Here is a 21228-nt window from a genome sequence, read left to right on the forward strand (position 1 = left end):
GATGCAGACGCAGACGGATTTCGACCTCTTCGTGCAGGGCCTTGACGCCGGCGTACCGCAACTGGTTCGCCAGGTTCTGGTCGGCGACTGCGAAACTCCGGTCGCGGCCTTCCTGAAGCTGCGCCACGCCACAAGCGGGCCCGCCTTCCTGCTCGAATCCGTCGAGGGCGGCGCCGTGCGCGGCCGCTATTCGATGATCGGGCTGGAGCCGGACCTGATCTGGCGTTGCCACCACGGTCAGGCCTCGGTCTGCCGCCCCGCTCTGGGCGAGGCCTTCCTGGCCGATCCGCGCCCGGCCTTCGAGAGCCTGCGCGCGCTGCTGGCCGAGAGCGCGATCCCCGAGAGCGAGGAGCTGCCCCCGATGGCAGCCGGCGTCTTCGGCTATCTCGGCTACGACATGGTGCGCCTGATGGAGCGTCTGCCCGAGCCCAAGGGCGGCGGCACGGGCGTGCCCGACGCCATCCTGGTGCGCCCGACGCTGATGGTCGTGTTCGATGCCGTGCGCGACGAGATCCATGTCGTCACGCCCGTGCGCCCGCAGGCCGGTGTCTCGGCGCGCATCGCGCATGAGCAGGCGCAGGAGCGGCTCGACGCCGTCGTCCGCGCGCTTGAGCAGCCGCTGCCGGCCGAGGCCGCCGTCGACATCGCCAACCTGCCCGAGCCCACGATCGTCTCGAACACGGAGCAGGCCGCCTATCACGAGATGGTGGCACGCGCCCAGGAGTACATCCGCGCCGGTGACATCTTCCAGGTCGTACTCTCGCAACGTTTCGAGGCGCCTTTCGAGCTGCCGCCCTTTGCGCTCTATCGCGCCCTGCGGCGCGTCAATCCGGCGCCGTTCCTGTGCTATCTCGACTTCAACGAGTTCCAGATCGTCTGCTCGAGCCCGGAGATCCTGGTGCGCCTGCGCGACGACACCGTCGCCATCCGCCCCATTGCCGGCACGCGCCGCCGCGGCGCTACGCCCGCCGAGGACGAGGCACTCGCGACGGAACTGCTGGCAGATCCGAAGGAGCGCGCCGAGCATCTGATGCTGCTCGACCTCGGCCGCAACGATGTCGGGCGCGTGGCCAAGATCGGCACCGTGAAGGTCACGGATTCGTTCTTCATCGAGCGCTACAGCCAGGTCATGCACATCGTCTCGAATGTCGAGGGCGAGATCGACCCGCAGCATGATGCGCTCGCGGCGCTGGCCGCCGGCTTCCCCGCCGGCACGGTCTCGGGTGCGCCGAAGGTGCGGGCGATGGAGATCATCGACGAGCTCGAGCGCGATGCGCGCGGCGCCTATGCCGGCTGCATCGGCTATTTCGGCGCCAATGGCGAGATGGACACCTGCATCGTGCTGCGCACGGCCGTGGTCAAGGACGGGCGCATGCATGTCCAGGCCGGTGCGGGCATCGTCTACGACTCCAACCCTGCCTCCGAGCACACCGAATGCGTCAATAAGGCCAAGGCCCTGTTCAAGGCGGCGGAGGAAGCGATCCGCTTCGCCGCGCGCGCCGGGCGCGGGCAGTAGGCTGGTGTCGGCGCTCGCCCGGTCATCGCGACCTTGACCGCCCTGCCCTCGACCGTGCATGACCTTCGACCGAAAACACGGTCCGGGCTCATGCGCATTCTGCTGATCGACAACTACGACAGCTTCACCTGGAATCTCGTCCACCTCATCGGCGGATTGGGAGCGGAGGTGGACGTGCGCCGCAACGACTCCCTCACCGTCGACGAGGCTCTCGGCGGCGAGCACGACGCCATCGTGATCTCGCCAGGCCCCTGCACGCCCAACGAGGCCGGCATCTGCCTCGACCTGATCCGCGAAGGCGCGGGCAGAAAGCCTATCTTCGGCGTCTGCCTCGGCATGCAGGCGATGGGTCAGGCCTTTGGCGGCGCTGTCGTGCGCGCGCCCTTGCCGATGCACGGCAAGGTCTCGGCGATCAAGCATCACGGGCGTGGCATCTTTCGCGGCATCAACGGCCCCGTGCAGGCCACGCGCTACCACTCGCTGGTCGTGGCGCGCGAGAGCTGCCCCACTGAATTCGACATCGAGGCCGAGTCCGATGACGGGCTGATCATGGCCCTCTCGCATAGGGACCTGCCCCTGCACGGGGTCCAGTTCCACCCCGAGAGCATCGCCTCCGAGCATGGCGCGACGATGCTGCGCAACTTCCTCGACCTCGCGCAGCGATGGTCGCAGCAGCGCAAAGACGCCGCCCTTTCCGAGACAGCCTGAAGTTCAGAGTTCCCATGGACGATTTCAAACCCTTCATCGCCAAGGTCGCGACCGGCGCCACGCTCTCGCGCGAGGAGGCTCGCGACGCCTTCGACACCATTCTCTCCGGCGGCGTAACCAACGCCCAGGCCGCAGCCTTCCTGATGGCCCTGCGCGTGCGCGGCGAGACCACCGAGGAGATCGCCGGCGCGGTCGGCGCCATGCGCGGCAAGATGCTGCGGGTCACGGCCCCGGCCGACGCTGTCGACATCGTCGGCACCGGCGGCGATTCGTCGGGCTCGTACAACGTCTCGACCCTGGCCGCGATCATCACCGCCGCCTGCGGCGTGCCCGTTGCCAAGCACGGCAACCGCGCCGCCTCTTCGAAATCCGGGGCCGCCGACGTGCTGATGGCGCTGGGCGTCAAGGTCGGGCTCGATCCGGCCGCCACCGCCCGGTGCATTTCCGAGGCCGGCGTCGGCTTCATGTTCGCGCCGACGCACCATGCCTCGATGCGCCATGTCGCGCCGGTGCGTACCGAGCTCGGCACGCGCACGATCTTCAACCTGCTCGGCCCGCTCTCAAACCCGGCCGGCGTGACGAAGCAGCTTGTCGGCGCCTTCTCGGAGACCTGGCTGGAGCCGATGGTGCGGGTGCTGTCGTCGATGGGTTCGCAGCGCATCTGGGCCGTGCACGGCTCCGATGGGCTCGACGAGATCACCACCACGGGCCCGACCCGCGTCGTCTCGCTGGACAATGGCAAGGTCGAGAGCTTCTCGATCAGCCCCGATGACGTCGGCCTGGCGCGCGCGAAGGCCGAGGATCTGCGCGGCGGCGAACCCGCACAGAACGCAGCCGCCCTTAGCGCCGTGCTCGACGGCGAGAAGACCGCGTTCCGCGATATCGCGGCCTTCAACGCCGCCGCCGCTTTGCTCGTCGCGGGCAAGGCCGGCGACCTCCGTGACGGTCTGGCCCAGGCAAACGCCGCGCTCGACTCCGGCAAGGCCAAGGCGACGCTGGCGACGCTCATTTCCAGCTCGAACGCGTGAGCCGGCGATGACCGACATTCTGGCCAAGATCGAAGCCTACAAGCGCGAGGAGATCGCGGCTGCCATGGCCGCGGTCCCGCAGGCGCGGATCGAGGCCATGGCCGCGGCGCAGACCGCGCCCCGCGGGTTCGCCGACGCGCTCGCCGCCAGGCATGTGCAGGGCCAGCCCGCGCTCATCGCCGAGATCAAGAAGGCGAGCCCCTCCAAAGGCCTGATCCGCGCCGATTTCGACCCGCCATCGCTGGCGCGCGCCTATGCCGAAGGCGGGGCGGCGTGCCTCTCTGTCCTGACCGACGCACCCTCCTTCCAGGGCAAGCCCGAATTCCTGACGCAGGCGCGCGAGGCCTCCGGCCTGCCGGCCCTGCGCAAGGATTTCCTCTATGAAACCTATCAGGTCTACGAGGCGCGGGCCTGGGGCGCCGACTGCATCCTGATCATCATGGCTGGCGTCGACGATGCGGCGGCGCGCAGCCTCAACACGGCAGCCCGCGACCTCGGCATGGACGTCCTCGTCGAGGTCCATAACGAGGCCGAACTGGAACGCGGCCTGAAGCTCGACAGCCGCTTGCTGGGCATCAACAACCGCGACCTGCGCAGCTTTCATGTCGACCTCGCAGTCACCGAGCGGCTCGCACCGCTGGTGCCGGCCGACCGCATCGTGGTCTGCGAGAGCGGCATCTTCAGCCATGCCGAAGTGCTGCGGATGAAACAGAGCAAGGTCGAGACCTTCCTTGTCGGCGAGAGCCTGATGCGTAAGCCGGACGTCGCGCAGGCCACCCGCGAACTGCTCGGCGCATGAGCGGCCTAAGCCACCTCGATGCGCAGGGTCAGGCGCATATGGTCGATGTCGGCGACAAGGCCGAGACCTCGCGTATCGCGATCGCCGAGGGCCTCGTGATCATGCTGCCCGAGACGCTCGACATCGTGCGGCGCGGCGACGCCAAGAAGGGCGACGTGCTCGGCACCGCCCGCCTCGCCGGCATCATGGCCGCCAAGCGCACCCATGAACTGATCCCGCTCTGCCACCCGCTGCTGATCAGCAAGGTCGCCGTCGATCTCACCATCGATGAGACGCTGCCCGGCGTGCGCGTGCGCGCCGAGGTCAAGATGAAGGGGCAGACCGGCGTCGAGATGGAGGCGCTGACTGCCGTCTCGGTGGCCTGCCTCACCGTCTACGACATGGTCAAGGCTGTCGATCGCGGCATGCGGATCGAGGGCATCCGCCTCGTCCACAAATCCGGCGGCAAATCCGGAACCTACGAGGCTGCGCCCGGCTGATGGCACTGACCCCGGTCAAGGTCGCACTCAAGGCGCTGCTCGACAGCGTGCCTGCCACGACGCCTGCGGAGACAGTGCCTCTCGCGCGCGCTACGGACCGAATCCTGGCAGCGCCGGTCACCGCCCTGAGAACCCAGCCGCCTTTCGCCAATTCGGCCATGGATGGCTATGCCGCCCGCGCCGAGGATCTCCGCCCCGCCACCCAACTGCGCGTCATCGGCGAATCAGCCGCCGGCCGCGCTTTTGCAGGCACTGTAAGCCCCGGCGAAGCCGTGCGCATCTTCACCGGCGCGCCGATGCCCGAAGGCGCCGACACCATCCTGATGCAGGAGAACGCCGACGGCGTCGGCAGCGCGACGATCACGGTCCGCGAGGGCGCGGCCAAAGGCCGTTTCGTCCGCCCGGCCGGCCTCGATTTTTCGCAAGGTGACGTGCTCCTGCCGGCCGGACGCCGGCTCGACAGCGCGGCGCTCGGCCTCGCCGCCGCCGGTGGGCACCCCACGCTGCCCGTCCGACGCAAGCCGCTGGTCGCGATCCTGGCCACCGGCGACGAGCTCGTGTTGCCGGGCGAGACGGTCGGACCCGACCAGATCGTCGCCTCCAACAGTTTTTCACTGGCGGCCATCGTCGAGCAGGCCGGCGGCACCGTGCTCGACCTCGGCATCGCGCGCGACAACCACCCCGATCTCGCCGCCAAGATCGAGCGCGCCAAGGCTGTCGACGCCGATGTGCTGATCACGCTGGGCGGCGCCTCTGTCGGCACGCATGACCTGGTCCAGGAGGCGCTGAAGGCGCAGGGCATGGATCTCGGCTTCTGGAAGATCGCCATGCGGCCGGGCAAGCCGATGATGATGGGCCGGCTCGGCCGCATGGTCGCGCTGGGCCTGCCGGGCAACCCCGTCTCGTCTATCGTCTGCGGCCATCTCTTCGTGAGCCCGCTGATCGAGGCTCTGCTGGGCATGCCGGAACCCGAGCGCGACCGCTCGGAGCCAGCCACCCTGGAAACCGATATGGCGGCCAACGATGAGCGCGAGGACTATGTCCGCTCGGAGCTGACCCGGAGCGCGGATGGCTGGTTGGTGACGCCGTTCTCGAAGCAGGATTCCTCGATGCTGAGCCTGCTCGCCCGCGCCGATGCGTTGACCATCCGACCGGTCCTGGCGGAGCCGGCAAAGCGCGGCGACGCATGCCGGATCCTGCGGCTGCGCTGAGCTTGCTTGCAGAACACAACGCGAACGTGTATACCGTTCTTGATTTGTTTCGAATCTGCTCGAGGGAGCGCCCGCTGGGACCATGCTGACACGCAAACAGTTCGAACTGCTTCGTTTCATTCAGGAACGCCTCCGCGAGAGCGGCGTCCCCCCTTCCTTCGACGAGATGAAGGACGCACTCGACCTCAAGTCGAAATCGGGCATCCACCGCCTGATCATGGCATTGGAGGAGCGCGGCTTCATCCGCAGGCTACCCAACCGCGCCCGCGCGCTTGAGGTCATCAAGATGCCGGACGGCATCGCAGGCGGACAGGCCGGTCGCCCGCGCTTCAGCCCATCGATCGTCCAGGGCGGGCTCAGCAAGGCCAAGCCGGCCGCTGCGCCGCCTGAGGAGGACGCGCGCAACATGGTGGCGATCCCGGTAATGGGACGCATCGCCGCCGGTACGCCGATTTCGGCGATCCAGAGCCGCAGCCACAGCGTCTCCATGCCCGCCGACATGCTGGGTTCCGGCGAGCATTACGCGCTCGAGGTTCGCGGCGATTCGATGGTCGAGGCCGGCATCCTCGATGGCGACACGGTCGTCATCAAGCGCCAGGATACGGCCAATACCGGCGATATCATCGTCGCCCTCATCGATGACGAGGAAGCGACGCTGAAACGCCTGCGCAAGCGTGGTTCATCGATAGCCCTCGAAGCCGCAAATCCCGCATATGAGACGCGCGTACTTGGTCCCGACCGGGTCAAGATCCAGGGTCGGCTGGTCAACCTGTTCCGACGCTACTGACAAGCTGAATGCGCTTGGAAAGCGCGCGACCGACCCGGATTGGCCGTTGCGCGACGCTTTCCGCATGGAGGCGGCGCGCGCTCTATAGGGGCTCGGCCTCTCCGGCATCGGCAGGTTCGCTCGCCGGGCTCACCGGCGCCACTGCTGCCGGTTGCTGGCTCGGACGAGAACTCGACGGTGCAGCGGCCCTGCCGCCGGTGCGCGTCCAAGGTCGCTCGACATCGGCGCGCTCGGCCTGGAGCACGCGCCATCCGCCTGCCCTCGATATCAGCGAGGTCGCGCCATCGCGCCCCAGCGCAATGCGGTCGACCAACTTGGCGGCACAGGGCGCTGACCACGGTATCGGCGTGACCACGAGGTCGGCGCGGGCACAATCCTCGATGATGCCAAGCCGCTCGCGCGCATAGGCGATGCTGCGGCCGTCCTTTGTGCGGATGACACAGCCCAGCGCATCGCAGGCGGCGCCCTGGCGCAGGCTCGCATCGGTCGGCGCGCGATTGTCACCGTCAGCGTTCAGCCATTGCTGGATGACGAAGGCGCTCGGCCGCCCGGCAACGATCAATCGCTCGTCGCTGCCGCGCACCGCGATGCCGGAGCCGTCGCGCTCGACAAGCACATCGGGGCGCTCGGGCTTCGCCGCCACGGCGACACCGGCGATCAGCGGCAGGATGGCCAGCAGGCGCAGCTTGGTGCTCCAGAGCGTTGCCCAGAGCAGGCTCAGCGAGAAGCAGATCAACGCCGCTGGACCGAACGCAGGGATGACGAGCGTCGAATGGTCGATGGTCGCCACCCAATGTGCCAGCTTCAGCACGAACTCCGACGCCAACCCCATAGCCGCCCAGGCCGGCCAGTCGAGCCCGAACGGGTAGGCCAGCACGCCGAACACGGCAGCCGGCATCACGACAAGCGAGACAAAGGGCAAGGCCAGCGCGTTGCCGAGCAGGCCGAACGGGTTGAAGGCCTGGAAGTGATAGGCGCCGAAGGGCGCGGTCGCAGCCGTCGCGAGCAATGTCGTCACCAGGATCCCGAGCGCAGCGATCCAGAGCGGACGCAGAGGCCAGGGCAGCGAGGATGGCGGCGCCTCGCGATTGCGCCCTTCCCAGCGCTCGGCAAAGGCGATCAGCGCGGCGACTGCGCCGAACGACATCTGGAAGCTCGGGCCAAGCAGCGCGTCGGGTTCGCGCAACAGAACGATCATCGCCGACAGCGCGAGATTGCGCATGCTGAGCGCCGGTCGGTCGACCAGGATCGCGCCCAGCATCACCAGCGTCATAATCAGCGAGCGCACGGTCGCCACATCCGCGCCCGAGAACACGCAATAGCCGATCGCCCCCAGCATGGCTCCAACGGCCGCTATCTTCTTGATCGGCCAGCGCAACGCCAGCGTCTGCGACGCCGCCAGAAGGGCACGGATGATGCCGAAGATCGTGCCGGCGGCCAGCACCATGTGGAGGCCCGAGATCGAGACGATGTGTTCTCCAATTATTGGCGATGTTTTGCGACGCGCGATTCTTTCGATTGGACGTGAACATGCTCGACGCCCAGGTCAAAGACCACGAAGAGGCCATGCCCATCCTCGCCCGCCCGGAGCCGCCTGAATTGCGATGGTGGCACTTGCTAACCGGCGGATTCGCGAAGCTTATCGTGAGTAAGGAGCGATCCGAATGGTCGCCGGATAAATCGCGGGGAGATGTATGTCAGACGACCGGGAATTTGAGTTCTTCAAACTTCGACGCGAGGGAAAAACGTATATCTCCAAACTCTTCTCCTATCGCTATGGCTCCGGCGAGGAATTACGCAATGTCCGAATGGTAATCGATGAAAACGACAAGATACTGCTTGGAGAAATAGAAGGGTCTCTCTGCTTGAGGCTGAGCGGTAACCTAAGAAAGACGCAGGTCTCTGCCATCGTGTCCCAGGACACGAAAAACATAAGGAGACTAACTTTTCAGACGTTTCAGTCGCGAAAAGGAGAATGGATACAGGCGTTTGACAAAAACGAATTTACGTTTCGAGACGACGAATTCGAAAAGCTTCTTTCCTTCCTTACTCAGCTTAAATTTATCGACCTCTCTAATCACGAGAATTTTCATATCGAAGATATTTCAACTCGGGCCGGTCCGAAAGCAATAATTGATGCTTCTGATCGGGGAATTATAGACAGCATCAAAGGCATAACGGGCGAACGGCGCGATAGTCTCCTTCGCGCGTTGCGATCATCGCTTACAGCGGAGGAGATCAACATTCTTCTCGGTCGGCGACAGGGGCTTGAGACGTTTGAAGAGCATATTCGCCTCGGCGATTGGCATGAAGCGGAGTGGCAAACATTTTTCGAACATCAGCAGTGGGTTTTTGGCTACGGGCTGGATTACCGCATCATGCGCCAGTTCGACCGTGAGATGACGGTTGGCAGTGGTGGGACGCACAACCGGGACAAGCCAAAGATCGACTTCCTGATGAATTTCACGGAGTACACCGTCCTAGTTGAGATAAAGAAGCCGGATACCCCCATTTTTAGGCGCAGCCGAGGAGGCCGTGCCGGTACTTGGGAATTTTCCCCTGAATTCATGAGCGCTGTTTCTCAAATAATCGAGCAGAAGGCCGAGTGGGCATCGTTTGCCCAAGCTGGCGATCACTTTAACAGAGATGGGACAGAGGCATTAGTTGCTCGAACCAGAAATGCAAAAAGCATTCTCGTTATAGGATCGACTGATGGGTTCGGCCAGACCGACAATTTGAGAGAGCGAAATTTGATGATGGACACTTTCGAATTGTTTAGACGCGAAAATAGAAGCATCGACATTATTACGTTCGACGAACTTCTTGAACGCGCTCGATTCATTACGCGCGAATAGAACTCATCCGCCAGCGTGAATGCAGTTGTAATCTCGGATGAGCCGTGCGCTGGTCTAACCACCGATTGGGGGGCATATGCCATTCTCGCCCTTCAATGACGCCAACGATCTCGCTCGGGTCACTGCCGTGCGGTGGAGTTGAACGGGAAGATACAGAATTCCGCCGACAACAGCGAATTTTCGGGGCGGACGGAGTGAAGGGGATCGAGATCGACGGCTGAAAGGCCAGCGCTAATCGTTGTCCAACCAATCGTAAGTCGAGTAGTGCCGTTTGGTCGAAAATTTGACTGCTGATACTTCGTGGACGAGAAAGCTATCCTTGACGGGCGTAATTCGCACTTCTGGCTTCGGGAACCAAATCGGCGGAAAAAGATCGAAATCGCTCGCGGATTTCCTCTGAACGCGCCTTCCGTCTCGATCGACCTCACCCGCGACGCTCGCGGGGCCGAGTATGGCGATGTTCTTCCCCTCCCGGTTGTTCTGAGCCGAGGCGTAGACGATCGCCTCGATCTTGCGCGTGTGGCCGTCCACCTTCACCTCGTGATGGTAGGCGAGGTACTCGGCGACTGCCTGCGTAGGGATGTAGTCCAGATGCTCTTCGCCGGGTCTCACCGGCTTGGAAATTTGCCGCATAAAACTCCGCATGAAGTTCCACTGAGCCGCAACTTGCACGGCTCCCGGCTTGTACATGTCGGTAAATTTCGGCTTTCCGACAAACCGCGTCGTGTCCAAGACGCAGATCGGCTTCCTGATCTCGAACTTGGCAAGGGCCACACTCGTCCCGACCGGAGGGCGTAACTCGGCCACGCAGGTCTCCAGATCGAATGCGCCGTAAAAAGCCGAGATACCTGAGGGGTTCAGTCGGCCGGGCGTACGCAGTCGATCAGGAGGCGGACCTAGCTGTTCGGCAAGGTCCTCCCGGAACTTTTTCGTATCGGACGGGTCGCGAACGATCCGAGCACGGAAGAACGCGTGCTGCTCGGCCCCAGGCTCGATCATGTAGACGGGCGAACGGCGGTTCTTGTCGGTCTGCTGCTCTACGCCTTTGAAAATCTGTTCGAGCAGTTCGAACGCTTTTCGGCTGAAGAATCGCTGCTCGTGCATGAGCAGTTTCTGGAAATCATCCCACTGACGACCATAACTGTCCGTGCCGATTTCGATCCGATGATAGGCGTATTCGTCGCTGTAATACGCCTCACCATCCGGCGGCCAATAGGCGTCCTGTTTTTCCAGTTCAGCCTTCAGCGCCTCGGCAATGGCGTCATCGGTCGGCTTAGCAAGCTCGTCGATCAACTCGTGAAGCTCTAGGCTACCCGACGAATCATCGCGGGAATCGGGGACGCCTCCCCCGTAGTTCTCCCGCGCAACCTCATCCACGATCGACGCGACAGCATCTAGCGGGACGCCTTTTCGGTTGGGATGGAAATGGCAGTTCCCGACGTTGAAAGTGGGACGAATTTTGACAATCCGCAGTTTCAGGCCCGGATTGGCGAAGCATTCGGGACATACCAGCGTTTCCACATCATCTGGCATCGAATCGCCCCGCGAAAGTCTATCCCCACCGCATCTTGCACATGACCAGCCAAACGTCGCGGGTCGCACGATGGGATGCGGGCGCATGCGCCCGACGTTCGGCACTACATTCTCGGCCACAACCTGAAGACGGTTGCCGAAGACTACGGCAAGGGCACGAGCGTGCGAATCCTGAAGAAGTGGATCGACGTAGTCGGGTATTGATTAGTAGAGATTTCGTTCAACAAAATTGGTTGAACGAGAACAACGAATATCAGCGCGGGAAGTCCTGTCGGTCCGATTAAAAAGCATCTTGACGAAATCAACTTTCCATCCACTCTGAAACGAATCGAGCCCGCCTTGGCGGGCGGGCTCTGGTTGGTCGATAGTCTGCCACTCGATCCAACCACATCGTCGAATTCTGTCAACCCTGAAAATGAGGGAGGGCGGAGCTTTGTCTGGAGATCGAGAGATGAACCTCACCGTCGAGACCATCGAAGCGCTGCGTGCTCAGGGCGTGCCTGCGGAAGCCATCCTGGACGCCGTTCAGGCGGCGCTGAAGGCTCGCATCGAGCAGCAGCGGAAGAAGGACCGGGAACGCCAACAGCGCAGCCGTGAGGCCCGCAGAGCCCGCCGTTCGAAGCTCTGTCACGGTGACACCCGTGACCCCTTCCCTGCAAAAAAAGAAGGGTCCCCCCACACCCCCCTTAAGAAAAAAACTAACCCATCCCTGCGGGAGCCTCCTTCGTCGGCTCCCTCGGACGAAGGCGAGCAGGCGACCGGCGAAGCGCAACTGCCGGATGATTGGGAGCCAGACGACATGCACGCCGATCTCGTCATCGGATGGGCGCGCCGCGCGCTGAACGCCGAACTGGTCTACGAGGCGCAGACCGAGCAGGTGCTGGACCAGTTCCTGCTGTCGTTTGCCGTTCGGTTCTGCGAAGCGCAGGCCGACGAATTCCGGGCCTGGGCGATGACATGGAAGCGCATTTCGCCCAATTGGTCGCTGCGGTTCTGCGAATGGCTGCGGGTTGCCTGTCGGGATTTCCAAAAGATCGAGCCCGTGATCCTAGTCGGATCGAGAGCGATCGCGCTCAACGAGATGTGCGAACACGCCATCCAATTCGAGCGGGAGACGCGGGAGTCGGACAACAAAGCCCCGTCGAGCCACGACATTTGGGAGGAGGTGTTCGGACCTGCGGCAGCCTGACGTACTGCAATTCAATTTCGACTTTCCGGCACAGGGCGTAGTTCCTAGAGGCAACGAGCCCTGAGGTGGCCATAAAGAAGCTGAACAGTTACGACAGGCAGATGACGCGGCGCTTCCTCGTGCATTGGCTTGACCACTGCATCGAAGTGGAAGCCCGAGGCGAAGCTCTAAGAAGAGGATGGCCGCCCCCTCTTCCGTACGATCCCGTTCGCCTCGTCCTGCACCCGAGCCTCGGCCCGCCTTTTCCGCTGACTGATCGTATTCCGCTTTTGCTTCTCCTCGCGGCTCAACGGTGCATTCTGCTTTGAGACGGGGGCCTGGGGGCGGGCTACGTCCATGATATCGGCCTCATCGGCAGGCACGGTTTCCACATCGGTGATGCCGATCCCGCGCAGGTAGGATTCGAGGTCTTCGGCCTGAGCGAAATCGTAAAGATAGATGTCGTATTTCCCGGCGTAATCCGGCCGCCTGATCGCGCCACGCATGACGAACTGGCGGATATCCTCGAACTCGCGGGCGCGGCGGATATCATCACGATTGAGGTCGAGCAGATCGATGATCGGGCCATCGTCCATCTGCGGCTTGGCCGAGTAAATGAACAAGCACGAGACATGGGCGATCAGACTGTTGGTTCCGGCCTGTTTTGGCAGGCATAGGCTGCCGGGAAAGCGATTGCGGAAAACCGGCCGGATGGCGTCGTTGCACGACCAGTAGCCCGGTCCGCCAATGCTCTCCTGGTGCCGCGACACTTGGACGAGGCAGCGACTTCCTTCGTCCGTTTCCCACCACGTGGTCGAGCCGACGTGACCACGCGTGTAATAGTGGATGCGCACGCGCGGGCTCGCACGCTGGACCCGTGCGCTCAGGTCGATCCGATTAAAGGTGACGACACCAGGGGCGAGCCATTCCGAGGCGTAGTAGGGAATGCTGTTGAAGAAGCCTGCGCCTGTGAACGTCACCGATGCGGACCGGTTCAGAACCAGCGGCGTCCAGATCGACCACCAGCCGACTTCGCGTCCGGCGATCTGCGCATCCCGCCAATCTCCGACATCGACGAAGACGGTGCGGCGCAGGTTCGAGGCACAGGTATGGAATGCCGACAGGGTCGTCGCGCGTTCGGCCGCGATGGCGCGCCGGGTCAGAGGAGGCACGCCCTCACGCGGAACGACTTGCCAGACGCGACCACCGGGAAGCGGGTCGAGCCGATAGTGGCGTTCGAGCACACTCCACGATGTGCTGGCCCGGAAGGTGCCGGACACCACGCTGCCGTCGAGATTCTCGTCGATGGCGGTATGCCAGCCCGCGAGCAGCAACGGGTCGAGCCCGAGCAAGGCGGAATGGCTGATCATCGTCACGACATGGCTCTGGCTCGCCTTTGTCTCCAGGGCTTCTTCGATCCGGCGGCCGACCTGTCCACGATGGCAGGACTGGTCCGAGTGGATCGGCACAGTCGATGGCTGTGTGCCGAGTTCCTTTGCCCGTTTGCGGCAATAGGCGGCCTGCTCGTCGATCAGGGCGTTGCGTGGGAAGGCGATGAGATAGCGGCCAGGAGTGGCGATCACCTCGTCGAGCAAGGTCAGCGTTTTTCGGCTTCCAGGAGCGCCTATGTATACGATAATATCCATCTATAATATCCATGATTAAATCTGTCATTTGCTCTTCTATAGTAGGAAGAGGTGACACATTATTTTTACTCTGATCGAGGTCGATTCCTCAATTTACTTTTGCAGGCCAGCCGAGTGCGGCATCGAGTGCCCACAGCCCGAAGGGCGCGGGCGCGAAGATGCTGCTCTTGGCACGACGGGGCGCGTTGCGCCCCTCGTCAGCATGGAATGGGATCGAGCAGAGAACCTGGACTTGGATCATGACGCCGCTCACGCCCAGCCGCTGGCGCGGCCGAGCGCGATCCGCGTGCCACGTTCAGCCTTCGACGCAACCGAGCGCTACGCGCCTCGGGCCTTGAAGCCCGCGTGGCGAGTTCGAGAAGAACGGCGTCTCGACACCTCGGCGAAGAGAGACATATGCCGCCGCAGGCGGCCGCGCTCAAAAGGGCAAATGACAGAGATCAAGGATGCGGCGCGCGAGCCGCGAGAGGGGTCGTAATTCTACTGACTTCCGTCGTGCGAGGGGCTCACGCTGCGACGGTCTCCTGACCATCCTCAACCGTCTTCGCGCGCTTCAGACGCTGCACCGTAGCGGTTCCGGCTCCGGTGCGCCCTGCCGTTTTGCGAACGCCTAGCCCCTGCGTCAACATGGTGCGGATGGCCTCGACCTTCTCGATCGACATGGGCGGGCGGCCCAGCCACTTCGGCTTTCGTAGCCAATCTAGCCCCGCCATGATGCGATGATGGGTCATCGCGGACGAATTTGGCGCAAAGGCGAACCATCGCGACAAACATCGGCCTCGGCGGGGCTTCTCGGGAACACCAAGTTCGCCATGTCAGAGATTCGCGACGCTTGGAGTAGCGTTCCGAAGCCGAACTTCGTAGCTGACAGGCTCCTTGCCCCCGCCCCTGACCTTCGAGGCGCGTACCCAGATGGATTTCTCGGTTCCACCTTTCGGCCGTCGATAATAACCGCGACGATCATGCGGAACTGGCGAAGCATGGGTTCCCTTCGAGACCGCCTGCGACTGGACGCCGATCCACTCGTCCAACGGCTCGGCGGAAACGTACACCACTCGCGTCGTCGGCACTTCGGCTTCACCAGCCTGCTTGCGACGGTAGTTCATCGATTTGTGAGCGTTCGAAGTCGGCAGCATCTGCCATCGGGTGATCCGGTCTTCGCTGCGAAGGTGGAGCAGGAGCATCGCGACATCGAGCGCGCGGGCGGCCTCGCTAAGAACCTTCTCACGTGGGGCCACGCGCACATGCTCGGTGACATCGTTGGGCATGTGGGCTTGGAGCGAAGCATTCGCAGACCACGACCCGAGTGCGGCTTGCCCGAGGTGCTCGAAACGGTCGAGACGCGGGTGATGGATATAACATTGCGCCCAAAAGGGGCTCGTCTGTCCCAGATCGTCCCTTTCTCCGGTTTCATCGCGACGCACGATACAGACCATCCGAGCGGGGCCAGCGTTGAACAGGACGGCAAACGCCTCGTGCGGGAGATTGAAGCGACCCTCGTCCCCGATCTTGAAAGCCTGCGCTCTAAGATCGTTGAATTCGTCCAACGAAAAGCTGCTCGGTATCGACCCGAAGTCGTAGCTGGGAATAGCGCAGTCCCAATCGACCAAGACGGGCGAGGCCATCTCGGTGGTTTGAAAGCCGGAACCAATCTCCAGCATCATAATCGGGTGGCGGGACGGGTTACTGCAATCTTCGGCAAATTGACGAAATCCAATAGTCATCTCGGGAACTCCCTTTTGTATTCTCCGGGGTGGGGTTTGAGCGTGAGGACGCGACTTCTCGATCGCAGCGAACGGACTCGCTGACGTTGAGCCGGGTCGCGGCCGATTCTGCCGATTATTTGGCGGGTGAGACGGCGGGAGAGGGATTCACGACAGGTCTTCTTTCTCGGTTGACCCGTCTCCTTTCTCGAAGGCCGTGGTCCGTTACTGTTGCAATAACGTTCTCACGACGTTTGATTTTGAGAAGCAATTTCGCGCTGACGCCTGCTCTGATCGTTAATTTCGCCTTACCCCAATCACGGCGACAGGGAGATTTCGTCCGCGCAGCCCAACAGGCCCTTCTTGCAAGGCACCGCTCACTGGACGGTCTACATGACCGTCACGCCAAGGCGCTCCGGCCGCCCTTCACGGCCCTGTAGATCGTGCTGGGCGCGACCTGCACGTGCTCGGCGATCTCGGCGACGGTCAGCGTGCCCTCGCTCAGCAGCGTCCGCACCACGGTCAGCTTCACCGGGTCCAACGCTCGCGGCCGTCCGCCGACTCTTCCGCGTGCGCGGGCGGCGCGAAGACCGGCATGGGTGCGCTCTCGCAGAAGCTCGACTTCCAGTTGCCCCAGAGCAGCAAGGACGTTGAACATGAAGCGGCCGGAAACACTCGTCGTGTCGATGGCCTCGGTGATCGACTTCAAGCCGATGTCGCGCGCCCGCAGGTCTTCGCCGAGTTCGAGCAGGTGGCGGATCGACCTCGCCAACCGCGACAACGAGTAGACCACGATCACATCGCCGGGGCGGGCATGGTCGAGAAGCTCGCGCAGTTCCGGCCGGTCAGTCTTCAGGCCCGAGGCGGTCTCGACGTAGATGCGCTCGCAGCCATCGGCCTTCAACGCGTCGATCTGCAACGCGTGCTGCTGATCGAAAGTGGACTTCCGTGCATACCCCAGCCGCATCCCGCCTCCTTCGCAAAACCCATTGGAAGGAGCGTCTCATGGGTCAGAGGTTTTGCAACCAGTTTTGCGAGACCACCCGCTCGCAAATCCCCGACGATCCCGCGCACACCAGCAGCGTCGCGGAAACGACCGTTTGTGAGAATGGCGGCGGTGGGTTAGCCGGGCGTGTTCCTGAACCCGATCTCAGCCTGATGGCGAGGCGGCAAGGATCGAGGGCAGTTGCAGGGCAGATCGGGCTGCCCGCTTGAAGACGCCATCTTCATCGTCGCCTCCGACACCCCTAAAGTTGCTCGAAGATTGAACAAGCGTAACTGTCTGATCGAACTTCTTTTTTTGGCTTTCAAGCTCCGAGGGTCGTCCCCCCAGCCTACCGTCCTCTGCCCTGATTGGTAGGCAGGCGATAGAGCCGGTGGCCGCATCCGCTACCTTCTCACCTTCCAACGGGAGGTCGAGATGAGCATCAAGATGAAAGTGAACGGCCGATCGAGCACGGCTCGGCGCAAATCGACTGCAAGGCGGCGTTTATGACCGCAAAGCACGACATCCCCCCACGGCTTCCCGTCGTCCCGCTTGGCTATTACGTCGCTGAGCACCCGTGGCGCTCGAAGCTGATTGCCCGGATGTGGGAACTCGACGGGAGAGGCATCTCCATTCGCGTGATCTGCGACCGGCTGTCGCGCGAGTTCGACATGCCGATCAGCTTCTCGTTCGTCCAGCGTTCGCTGCGTCGAGTGAAGATCGCCCATCCCAAAATCTATAGCCAATCCCGGCCGCGACGGACCCGTATTGGGCAGACACCAAAATAAAAACCATCACGGTCACGCTCGCCGCGCTCGCTCCCTCGCGACTGGTTGCGGGACGATCTCATCGCGTCCGTCAAAAACAGATGGTTATGGCCACGCTCGCGACGGCTCTCGCGCCAGAGCGTCGTCCCCGTGTTTGCAGGGGGAAGCGCGAGCGTCGGAGCGGTCGTCGCACGTTCCTGTCCCCCGGCTCGCGCGGTGGATCATCGGCCAAATGGCATCGATTTGTGAACCAGCCTATTTTCAGCGGTAACGGAAGCTATGCCATTTGAAGAGCGACCAGGCCCTCTCCGTGCGGCTACGCCGTCCACGCTGGCACGAGGACAATCGTCCACTAACAATCGCCCTGGACCAAACGGTGCCGGGCGGATCAGTCGGCCGGAAGCTCGATTCGCTTCCTGACCCGTCGCAGACGTTGGCATCTTCGACCTTCGACTGTTGCCTTAACCGATAGGCCAGGGATGAGCCTTCACACTTGCGCCGTGCGAGCGCGATCTGGAGGCCCTCCACCATCCTCACGCGACTGTGCTAGGCGTGGCGTTTGGAAGCACGCACTGCCCCCAGAACTGCAAAGGAATGATTGTTGTCCGTTCTTGAAGCTATCGTCCTGGTGGGCGCGGGCCTCCTTGCAGGCGGCGTGAATGCAATCGCGGGCGGTGGGACGTTTTTCACCTTTGCCGCCTTGATGGCTGTCGGCGTCCCCCCGGTCGCGGCAAATGCCACAAGCGCCGTGTCGGTAATGCCGGGCTCTATCGCCTCGACACTCGCCTATCGCCGCGAGATTTACCAATTGGGGCGGAAGCTGGTTCCTCTCTATCTGGTCTCGGCTGCTGGCGGATTGGCGGGCGGATGGCTCCTGCTCAACACGGACAACACGACGTTTCGCGGGCTGGTGCCGTGGCTCCTGCTTTTTGCGACGGCGCTTTTTGCCGTATCTCCTCAGATTTTGCCGCTGATGAATTCATTGAAAAAGGGCACTGCGCGTAGCACATCAGCCACCACGACATCGTTTGGTGCGGTTGCCTTGCAGGGATTGGTAGCAATCTACGGCGGCTATTTTGGCGCAGGAATGGGCATCATGATGCTCGCGTCGCTGTCCCTTATATTTGGCGATCGGTTCCACGAGGCCAACGCGGCTAAGAACATTCTGTCCGTATTCATGCAGGGGTTCGCTGTTATTCTGTTTTTATTTTCCGGCCTCGTCCATTGGCCAGCAGCAATCCTCATAACGGTTTCAAGCATTATTGGCGGTCATTTCGGTGTTGTGGTCGCGAAGCGTGTTCCTGTCCGCGTCATTCGGTGGTCGGTGATCATCGTGGGGGCGGCCCTGACCACATGGTATTTCGTCAATGCGTGATGTTTCGGTAGAGGAGCGGGCACCTAGTTCGCCGCTGGGTCTACGGGCGGGGCCGCAGCCTCTAAATTGCAACCCAATTTCTTAGCGGCGGATTCGCCGTTTGCGGTCCACGCTCGGCTGATGAGCAATTACCGACAATGCCGAGCGTATCTGCTCAATGCGTTTCTCACTCTGGATAATGGCACGCCAGAGGAAGAGCGCCTGCGCAACGCCATCGAACACGTGCTGGACGCGGTAACGCGTGCTGAAAGAGACACTCCGCTTTCCTCCTCCATCGATGTGCTTCCCCCCGTCCGATTAAGCGAGGCGATCCGCGCGGCTGGGCTCAGATCGTAGAGTCAGCAGCACTACGAGAACGCCAAGAAAGGAACCTGCGACAGCTTAATCCGCTCAACTCGATGGCGGATCGTCAATCTGGAGGCTGGTGTGAGCGCTTTGTTGCCTTACTGGAGCCCGTCGCAACCGCGTAGCAGCGCGATTGATCAATTTCGCCTGATGATGCTTCTCCTTCAGGAGCTTGACGGGAGGCGTGGCGGCCATCGGGAGGGCGACAAATTCGACCGCCTGGGCATCTGCATGCCTATCAGACAGCGCTCTGGCGGGGCTCGCTGGAGCGCTTCTCCTTCATAAGGGCGGGGTGACACAGCATGTAGATAGACTGCCATCCGGTAAAACGCGGCCGGTTCAGTCCGTTCAGTGCCTGACTTCTCCCGCGCCGGTCATCTTTACGTCGAAGGACAGCATCTGGTCAAAGAGTGGCGTTTTGCGGAATTCCGGTTCCCCGCCAGAGACGCGGTCGTGCTTCCTGGTTTCGAGCAACCCGAGCCATGATAGCGGCCGAAGCACCCGCGCCACCAGTGCGCTTTTCGGAACCTCCGCAAACCTTGCCTGGGGGATCGTTGCCGTGATCGTGCAGATCGGAACCAGGGGCGCGGCTCTCGACCACTCATGTGCTGCCACCGACAGGCACCAAAGCACCAAGCCGATATGATGCTGGGGCCAAAACTCCAGCGGGTTCCGGTCGAAATCCTGAAGGTTCATCTTCCAGAAGACGGCTTGGAAAAGCGCGTTGAGCAGCAGATTTTCGTGGTCAGGCTCGATCAGCGCCCTGCCCAATTTCGTGGGTCTCAAAGCGCCGGAACGTTTGAGCAGCAGCCCCGCCGCTTGGAGCGCAATCCGGGTAAAAAACACCCCGTGGGCTTCTTGCTCATTGATGACCTTGTTTGTCGCCAGCGTCGTGGCCTTGTCGTATCCGGGCCATTCCGTCCGCTCGAAGACATGCCAGACCTCGGCCCGCTTCAAGAAACCGGCGGGAGTGAGAACCAGCCCACCTTTCTGCGCGGCATGTTCCAGAAGCAGCCGTGCCGCGAGCACCATGGGCACCGCTCTGACAGCCTCCACGGCAGCATTGACGGGCGTGATGTGCAAAGCCTGCGGCACCCCGCCAGGAGGCTCCAGGAGTTCCATTATCGACGCAGGTTCAAGCAGAGCCCAGGCGGCACGGGGAGAGATCATGTCTTGTCTCAATGCGGAGCCGCGTCCTCGTCCGTGCCCAGGAGATGGGGCATTGGCTCGATCACCATGTAATCAGTTATCTGGCAAGCTCACCTTCTGGCGACCACCGGCTCGATCGCGATTTTGACGGGCTGATAACGGCCTGCGTCGCCCGCTGTCGATGCGGAGGAGACCAGCCGCGCTGCTGCATAGACTTCAATGCGCAGGTCGTCGATATTGATCGGCCGTAGTTGTATCTCTCCGCGTCGCTGGAATGTACGCAGGAACTCGGTCGTCGATATCGAGCCAAGCGCGACGATGCCGTGGAAGTCGCTACCAATGTACCAGCCCCATACGCCGAAGTGCTGCCACTGCCGGTACCGACGCCGCTGGTAGGCCACCGCGTTATGGGCTGCCTTTCTCAACCGCCCGATGTCGGACGTGCCAGCAACCGATCTCTGGACGGCCAGGGCGTCGAAAACGCTGGTCAGGTGAAGCGGCTGCGGGAGGCTGGGCGTGACTTCGGTCAGGGTTATCTCTATGCGAAGCCCGCGCCGGGCGTGGATGTCCCCACCCTGATTCGCGAGTGGGTTCCGCCGGAAGAGGTCGGGCTACGCCAATCGCTGAAGCGATTGATCCGGCCCTAGCGAGGCTGTCCGGCGCGGATTAACCGTCGCCAGCCTTGGGGGGCGTCTCCACCGCGCTCAATTTCAGGCTCTCGGAGAACGCTTCAAACCGCGATCGGATGATCTTGGCCTGAGCCTCGGTTTGATTTCGGAAGAAAGCGCCGATCGACACCTGCAACGACCGGGCTGCCCTGATCTGATCGAGCGCAGCCGCCTCAGATGTTCTGACGATTTCGGCGGCGTGAAAGATTGCCTCCATCTTCTCGGCTGTTCGTTGCATAGCAGTGTCTGCTCGATCGTCGGTTGCCGCTGCGGCAAGATTTGCACAGTCATTCGCTGCGGCATAGCACAGCCCTGGTGATTGAATCGGTCTCAGCACATCTGCGCGCCCTCCAACTCGCAGGACGTTGGCGGATCGATCACGGGTGCTGGATAAGCGGGCGAACGCGATGGACATAATCCGCCTGCGCTCGTCGATCGCGTGATGACCGCGCCTGAAAGGCTGGACATCTCGGCTTTCTCAATCTCATCTTGCCGGTAGACGCCCG

The 21228-nt window shown here is 62.5% G+C and carries 21 protein-coding genes; 12 read left to right on the forward strand and 9 right to left on the reverse strand.

The genetic code is table 11. From position 1 onward, the window contains the following. Position 1: 1 nt before the first annotated feature. The 7 genes from trpE (at position 2) to lexA (ending at position 6528) form a co-directional block, all read left to right on the forward strand. Positions 2-1516 (forward strand): anthranilate synthase component I, encoded by a 1515-nt coding sequence (gene trpE / locus AC1D2L_RS12025; protein ID WP_476846103.1) that lies wholly within the window; start codon positions 2-4, stop codon positions 1514-1516. 90 nt (positions 1517-1606) lie between these two features. Then, positions 1607-2224: an anthranilate synthase component II gene (locus AC1D2L_RS12030; RefSeq protein WP_476846104.1), complete on the forward strand. Its 618-nt coding sequence runs from the start codon at positions 1607-1609 to the stop codon at positions 2222-2224. A gap of 14 nt (positions 2225-2238) precedes the next feature. Continuing rightward, positions 2239-3252: an anthranilate phosphoribosyltransferase gene (gene trpD / locus AC1D2L_RS12035; protein ID WP_476846105.1), complete on the forward strand. Its 1014-nt coding sequence runs from the start codon at positions 2239-2241 to the stop codon at positions 3250-3252. Between the two features lie 7 nt (positions 3253-3259). Then, positions 3260-4051, forward strand: a complete 792-nt coding sequence (trpC, locus tag AC1D2L_RS12040) for an indole-3-glycerol phosphate synthase TrpC (RefSeq protein ID WP_476846106.1) — start codon at positions 3260-3262, stop codon at positions 4049-4051. Continuing rightward, the gene (moaC, locus tag AC1D2L_RS12045; protein WP_476846107.1) at positions 4048-4530 is read left to right on the forward strand and encodes a cyclic pyranopterin monophosphate synthase MoaC; all 483 of its coding nucleotides are present in this window, start codon (positions 4048-4050) and stop codon (positions 4528-4530) included. The genes trpC and moaC overlap by 4 nt, the downstream gene beginning before the upstream one ends. After that, complete coding sequence (locus AC1D2L_RS12050; RefSeq protein ID WP_476846108.1) at positions 4530-5741, forward strand: molybdopterin molybdotransferase MoeA; 1212 nt, start codon at positions 4530-4532, stop codon at positions 5739-5741. The genes moaC and AC1D2L_RS12050 overlap by 1 nt, the downstream gene beginning before the upstream one ends. Positions 5742-5823: 82 nt before the next feature. Continuing rightward, positions 5824-6528, forward strand: coding sequence for a transcriptional repressor LexA (gene lexA, locus AC1D2L_RS12055; protein ID WP_476846109.1), 705 nt, complete (start codon positions 5824-5826; stop codon positions 6526-6528). Positions 6529-6610: 82 nt separating this feature from the next. Here lexA and AC1D2L_RS12060 read toward each other — a convergent pair whose 3' ends face one another. After that, complete coding sequence (locus tag AC1D2L_RS12060; protein WP_476846269.1) at positions 6611-8047, reverse strand: ComEC/Rec2 family competence protein; 1437 nt, start codon at positions 8045-8047, stop codon at positions 6611-6613. A 175-nt stretch (positions 8048-8222) separates the two neighbouring features. Between AC1D2L_RS12060 and AC1D2L_RS12065 the strand changes: the two genes are divergently transcribed. Next, the gene (locus tag AC1D2L_RS12065; RefSeq protein WP_476846110.1) at positions 8223-9383 is read left to right on the forward strand and encodes a Shedu immune nuclease family protein; all 1161 of its coding nucleotides are present in this window, start codon (positions 8223-8225) and stop codon (positions 9381-9383) included. Positions 9384-9614: 231 nt separating this feature from the next. Here AC1D2L_RS12065 and AC1D2L_RS12070 read toward each other — a convergent pair whose 3' ends face one another. Next, positions 9615-10916 carry an RES family NAD+ phosphorylase gene (locus AC1D2L_RS12070; RefSeq protein ID WP_476846111.1) on the reverse strand — a complete coding sequence of 434 codons (1302 nt, stop codon included), beginning with the start codon at positions 10914-10916 and terminating at the stop codon, positions 9615-9617. 75 nt (positions 10917-10991) lie between these two features. Between AC1D2L_RS12070 and AC1D2L_RS12075 the strand changes: the two genes are divergently transcribed. After that, on the forward strand, positions 10992-11120 hold the full coding sequence (locus tag AC1D2L_RS12075; protein ID WP_476846112.1) for a hypothetical protein: 129 nt from the start codon (positions 10992-10994) through the stop codon (positions 11118-11120). Between the two features lie 247 nt (positions 11121-11367). Further along, on the forward strand, positions 11368-12105 hold the full coding sequence (locus tag AC1D2L_RS12080; protein WP_476846113.1) for a hypothetical protein: 738 nt from the start codon (positions 11368-11370) through the stop codon (positions 12103-12105). A 167-nt stretch (positions 12106-12272) separates the two neighbouring features. Here AC1D2L_RS12080 and AC1D2L_RS12085 read toward each other — a convergent pair whose 3' ends face one another. From AC1D2L_RS12085 to AC1D2L_RS12100, 4 genes are all read right to left on the reverse strand, one after another. Next, a complete protein-coding gene (locus tag AC1D2L_RS12085; RefSeq protein WP_476846114.1) occupies positions 12273-13730 on the reverse strand; it encodes a hypothetical protein in 1458 nt (485 codons plus the stop codon). A 506-nt stretch (positions 13731-14236) separates the two neighbouring features. Then, positions 14237-14392, reverse strand: coding sequence for a hypothetical protein (locus AC1D2L_RS12090; RefSeq protein ID WP_476846115.1), 156 nt, complete (start codon positions 14390-14392; stop codon positions 14237-14239). A 153-nt stretch (positions 14393-14545) separates the two neighbouring features. Then, positions 14546-15454, reverse strand: coding sequence for a hypothetical protein (locus AC1D2L_RS12095; RefSeq protein ID WP_476846116.1), 909 nt, complete (start codon positions 15452-15454; stop codon positions 14546-14548). 379 nt (positions 15455-15833) lie between these two features. Continuing rightward, positions 15834-16400 carry a recombinase family protein gene (locus tag AC1D2L_RS12100; RefSeq protein WP_476846117.1) on the reverse strand — a complete coding sequence of 189 codons (567 nt, stop codon included), beginning with the start codon at positions 16398-16400 and terminating at the stop codon, positions 15834-15836. Positions 16401-16924: 524 nt separating this feature from the next. Between AC1D2L_RS12100 and AC1D2L_RS12105 the strand changes: the two genes are divergently transcribed. Together AC1D2L_RS12105 and AC1D2L_RS12110 are read left to right on the forward strand one after the other, a co-directional pair. After that, entirely contained in the window at positions 16925-17206 is a 282-nt protein-coding gene (locus AC1D2L_RS12105) for a hypothetical protein (RefSeq protein ID WP_476846118.1), read from the forward strand. Positions 17207-17786: 580 nt separating this feature from the next. Further along, positions 17787-18560: a sulfite exporter TauE/SafE family protein gene (locus AC1D2L_RS12110; RefSeq protein WP_476846119.1), complete on the forward strand. Its 774-nt coding sequence runs from the start codon at positions 17787-17789 to the stop codon at positions 18558-18560. Between the two features lie 693 nt (positions 18561-19253). On the opposite strand, the gene AC1D2L_RS12115 is transcribed toward AC1D2L_RS12110, so the two are convergent. The 3 genes from AC1D2L_RS12115 to AC1D2L_RS12125 all read right to left on the reverse strand — a co-directional run bounded on the left by AC1D2L_RS12115 (position 19254) and on the right by AC1D2L_RS12125 (position 21137). Beyond that, complete coding sequence (locus AC1D2L_RS12115) at positions 19254-20075, reverse strand: hypothetical protein (protein ID WP_476846120.1); 822 nt, start codon at positions 20073-20075, stop codon at positions 19254-19256. A gap of 89 nt (positions 20076-20164) precedes the next feature. After that, the gene (locus AC1D2L_RS12120) at positions 20165-20479 is read right to left on the reverse strand and encodes a hypothetical protein (RefSeq protein WP_476846121.1); all 315 of its coding nucleotides are present in this window, start codon (positions 20477-20479) and stop codon (positions 20165-20167) included. A gap of 241 nt (positions 20480-20720) precedes the next feature. Next, a complete protein-coding gene (locus AC1D2L_RS12125; RefSeq protein ID WP_476846122.1) occupies positions 20721-21137 on the reverse strand; it encodes a hypothetical protein in 417 nt (138 codons plus the stop codon). Positions 21138-21228: the final 91 nt, after the last annotated feature.

It is taken from the genome of Allobosea sp. P1_B10 (assembly GCF_056406735.1).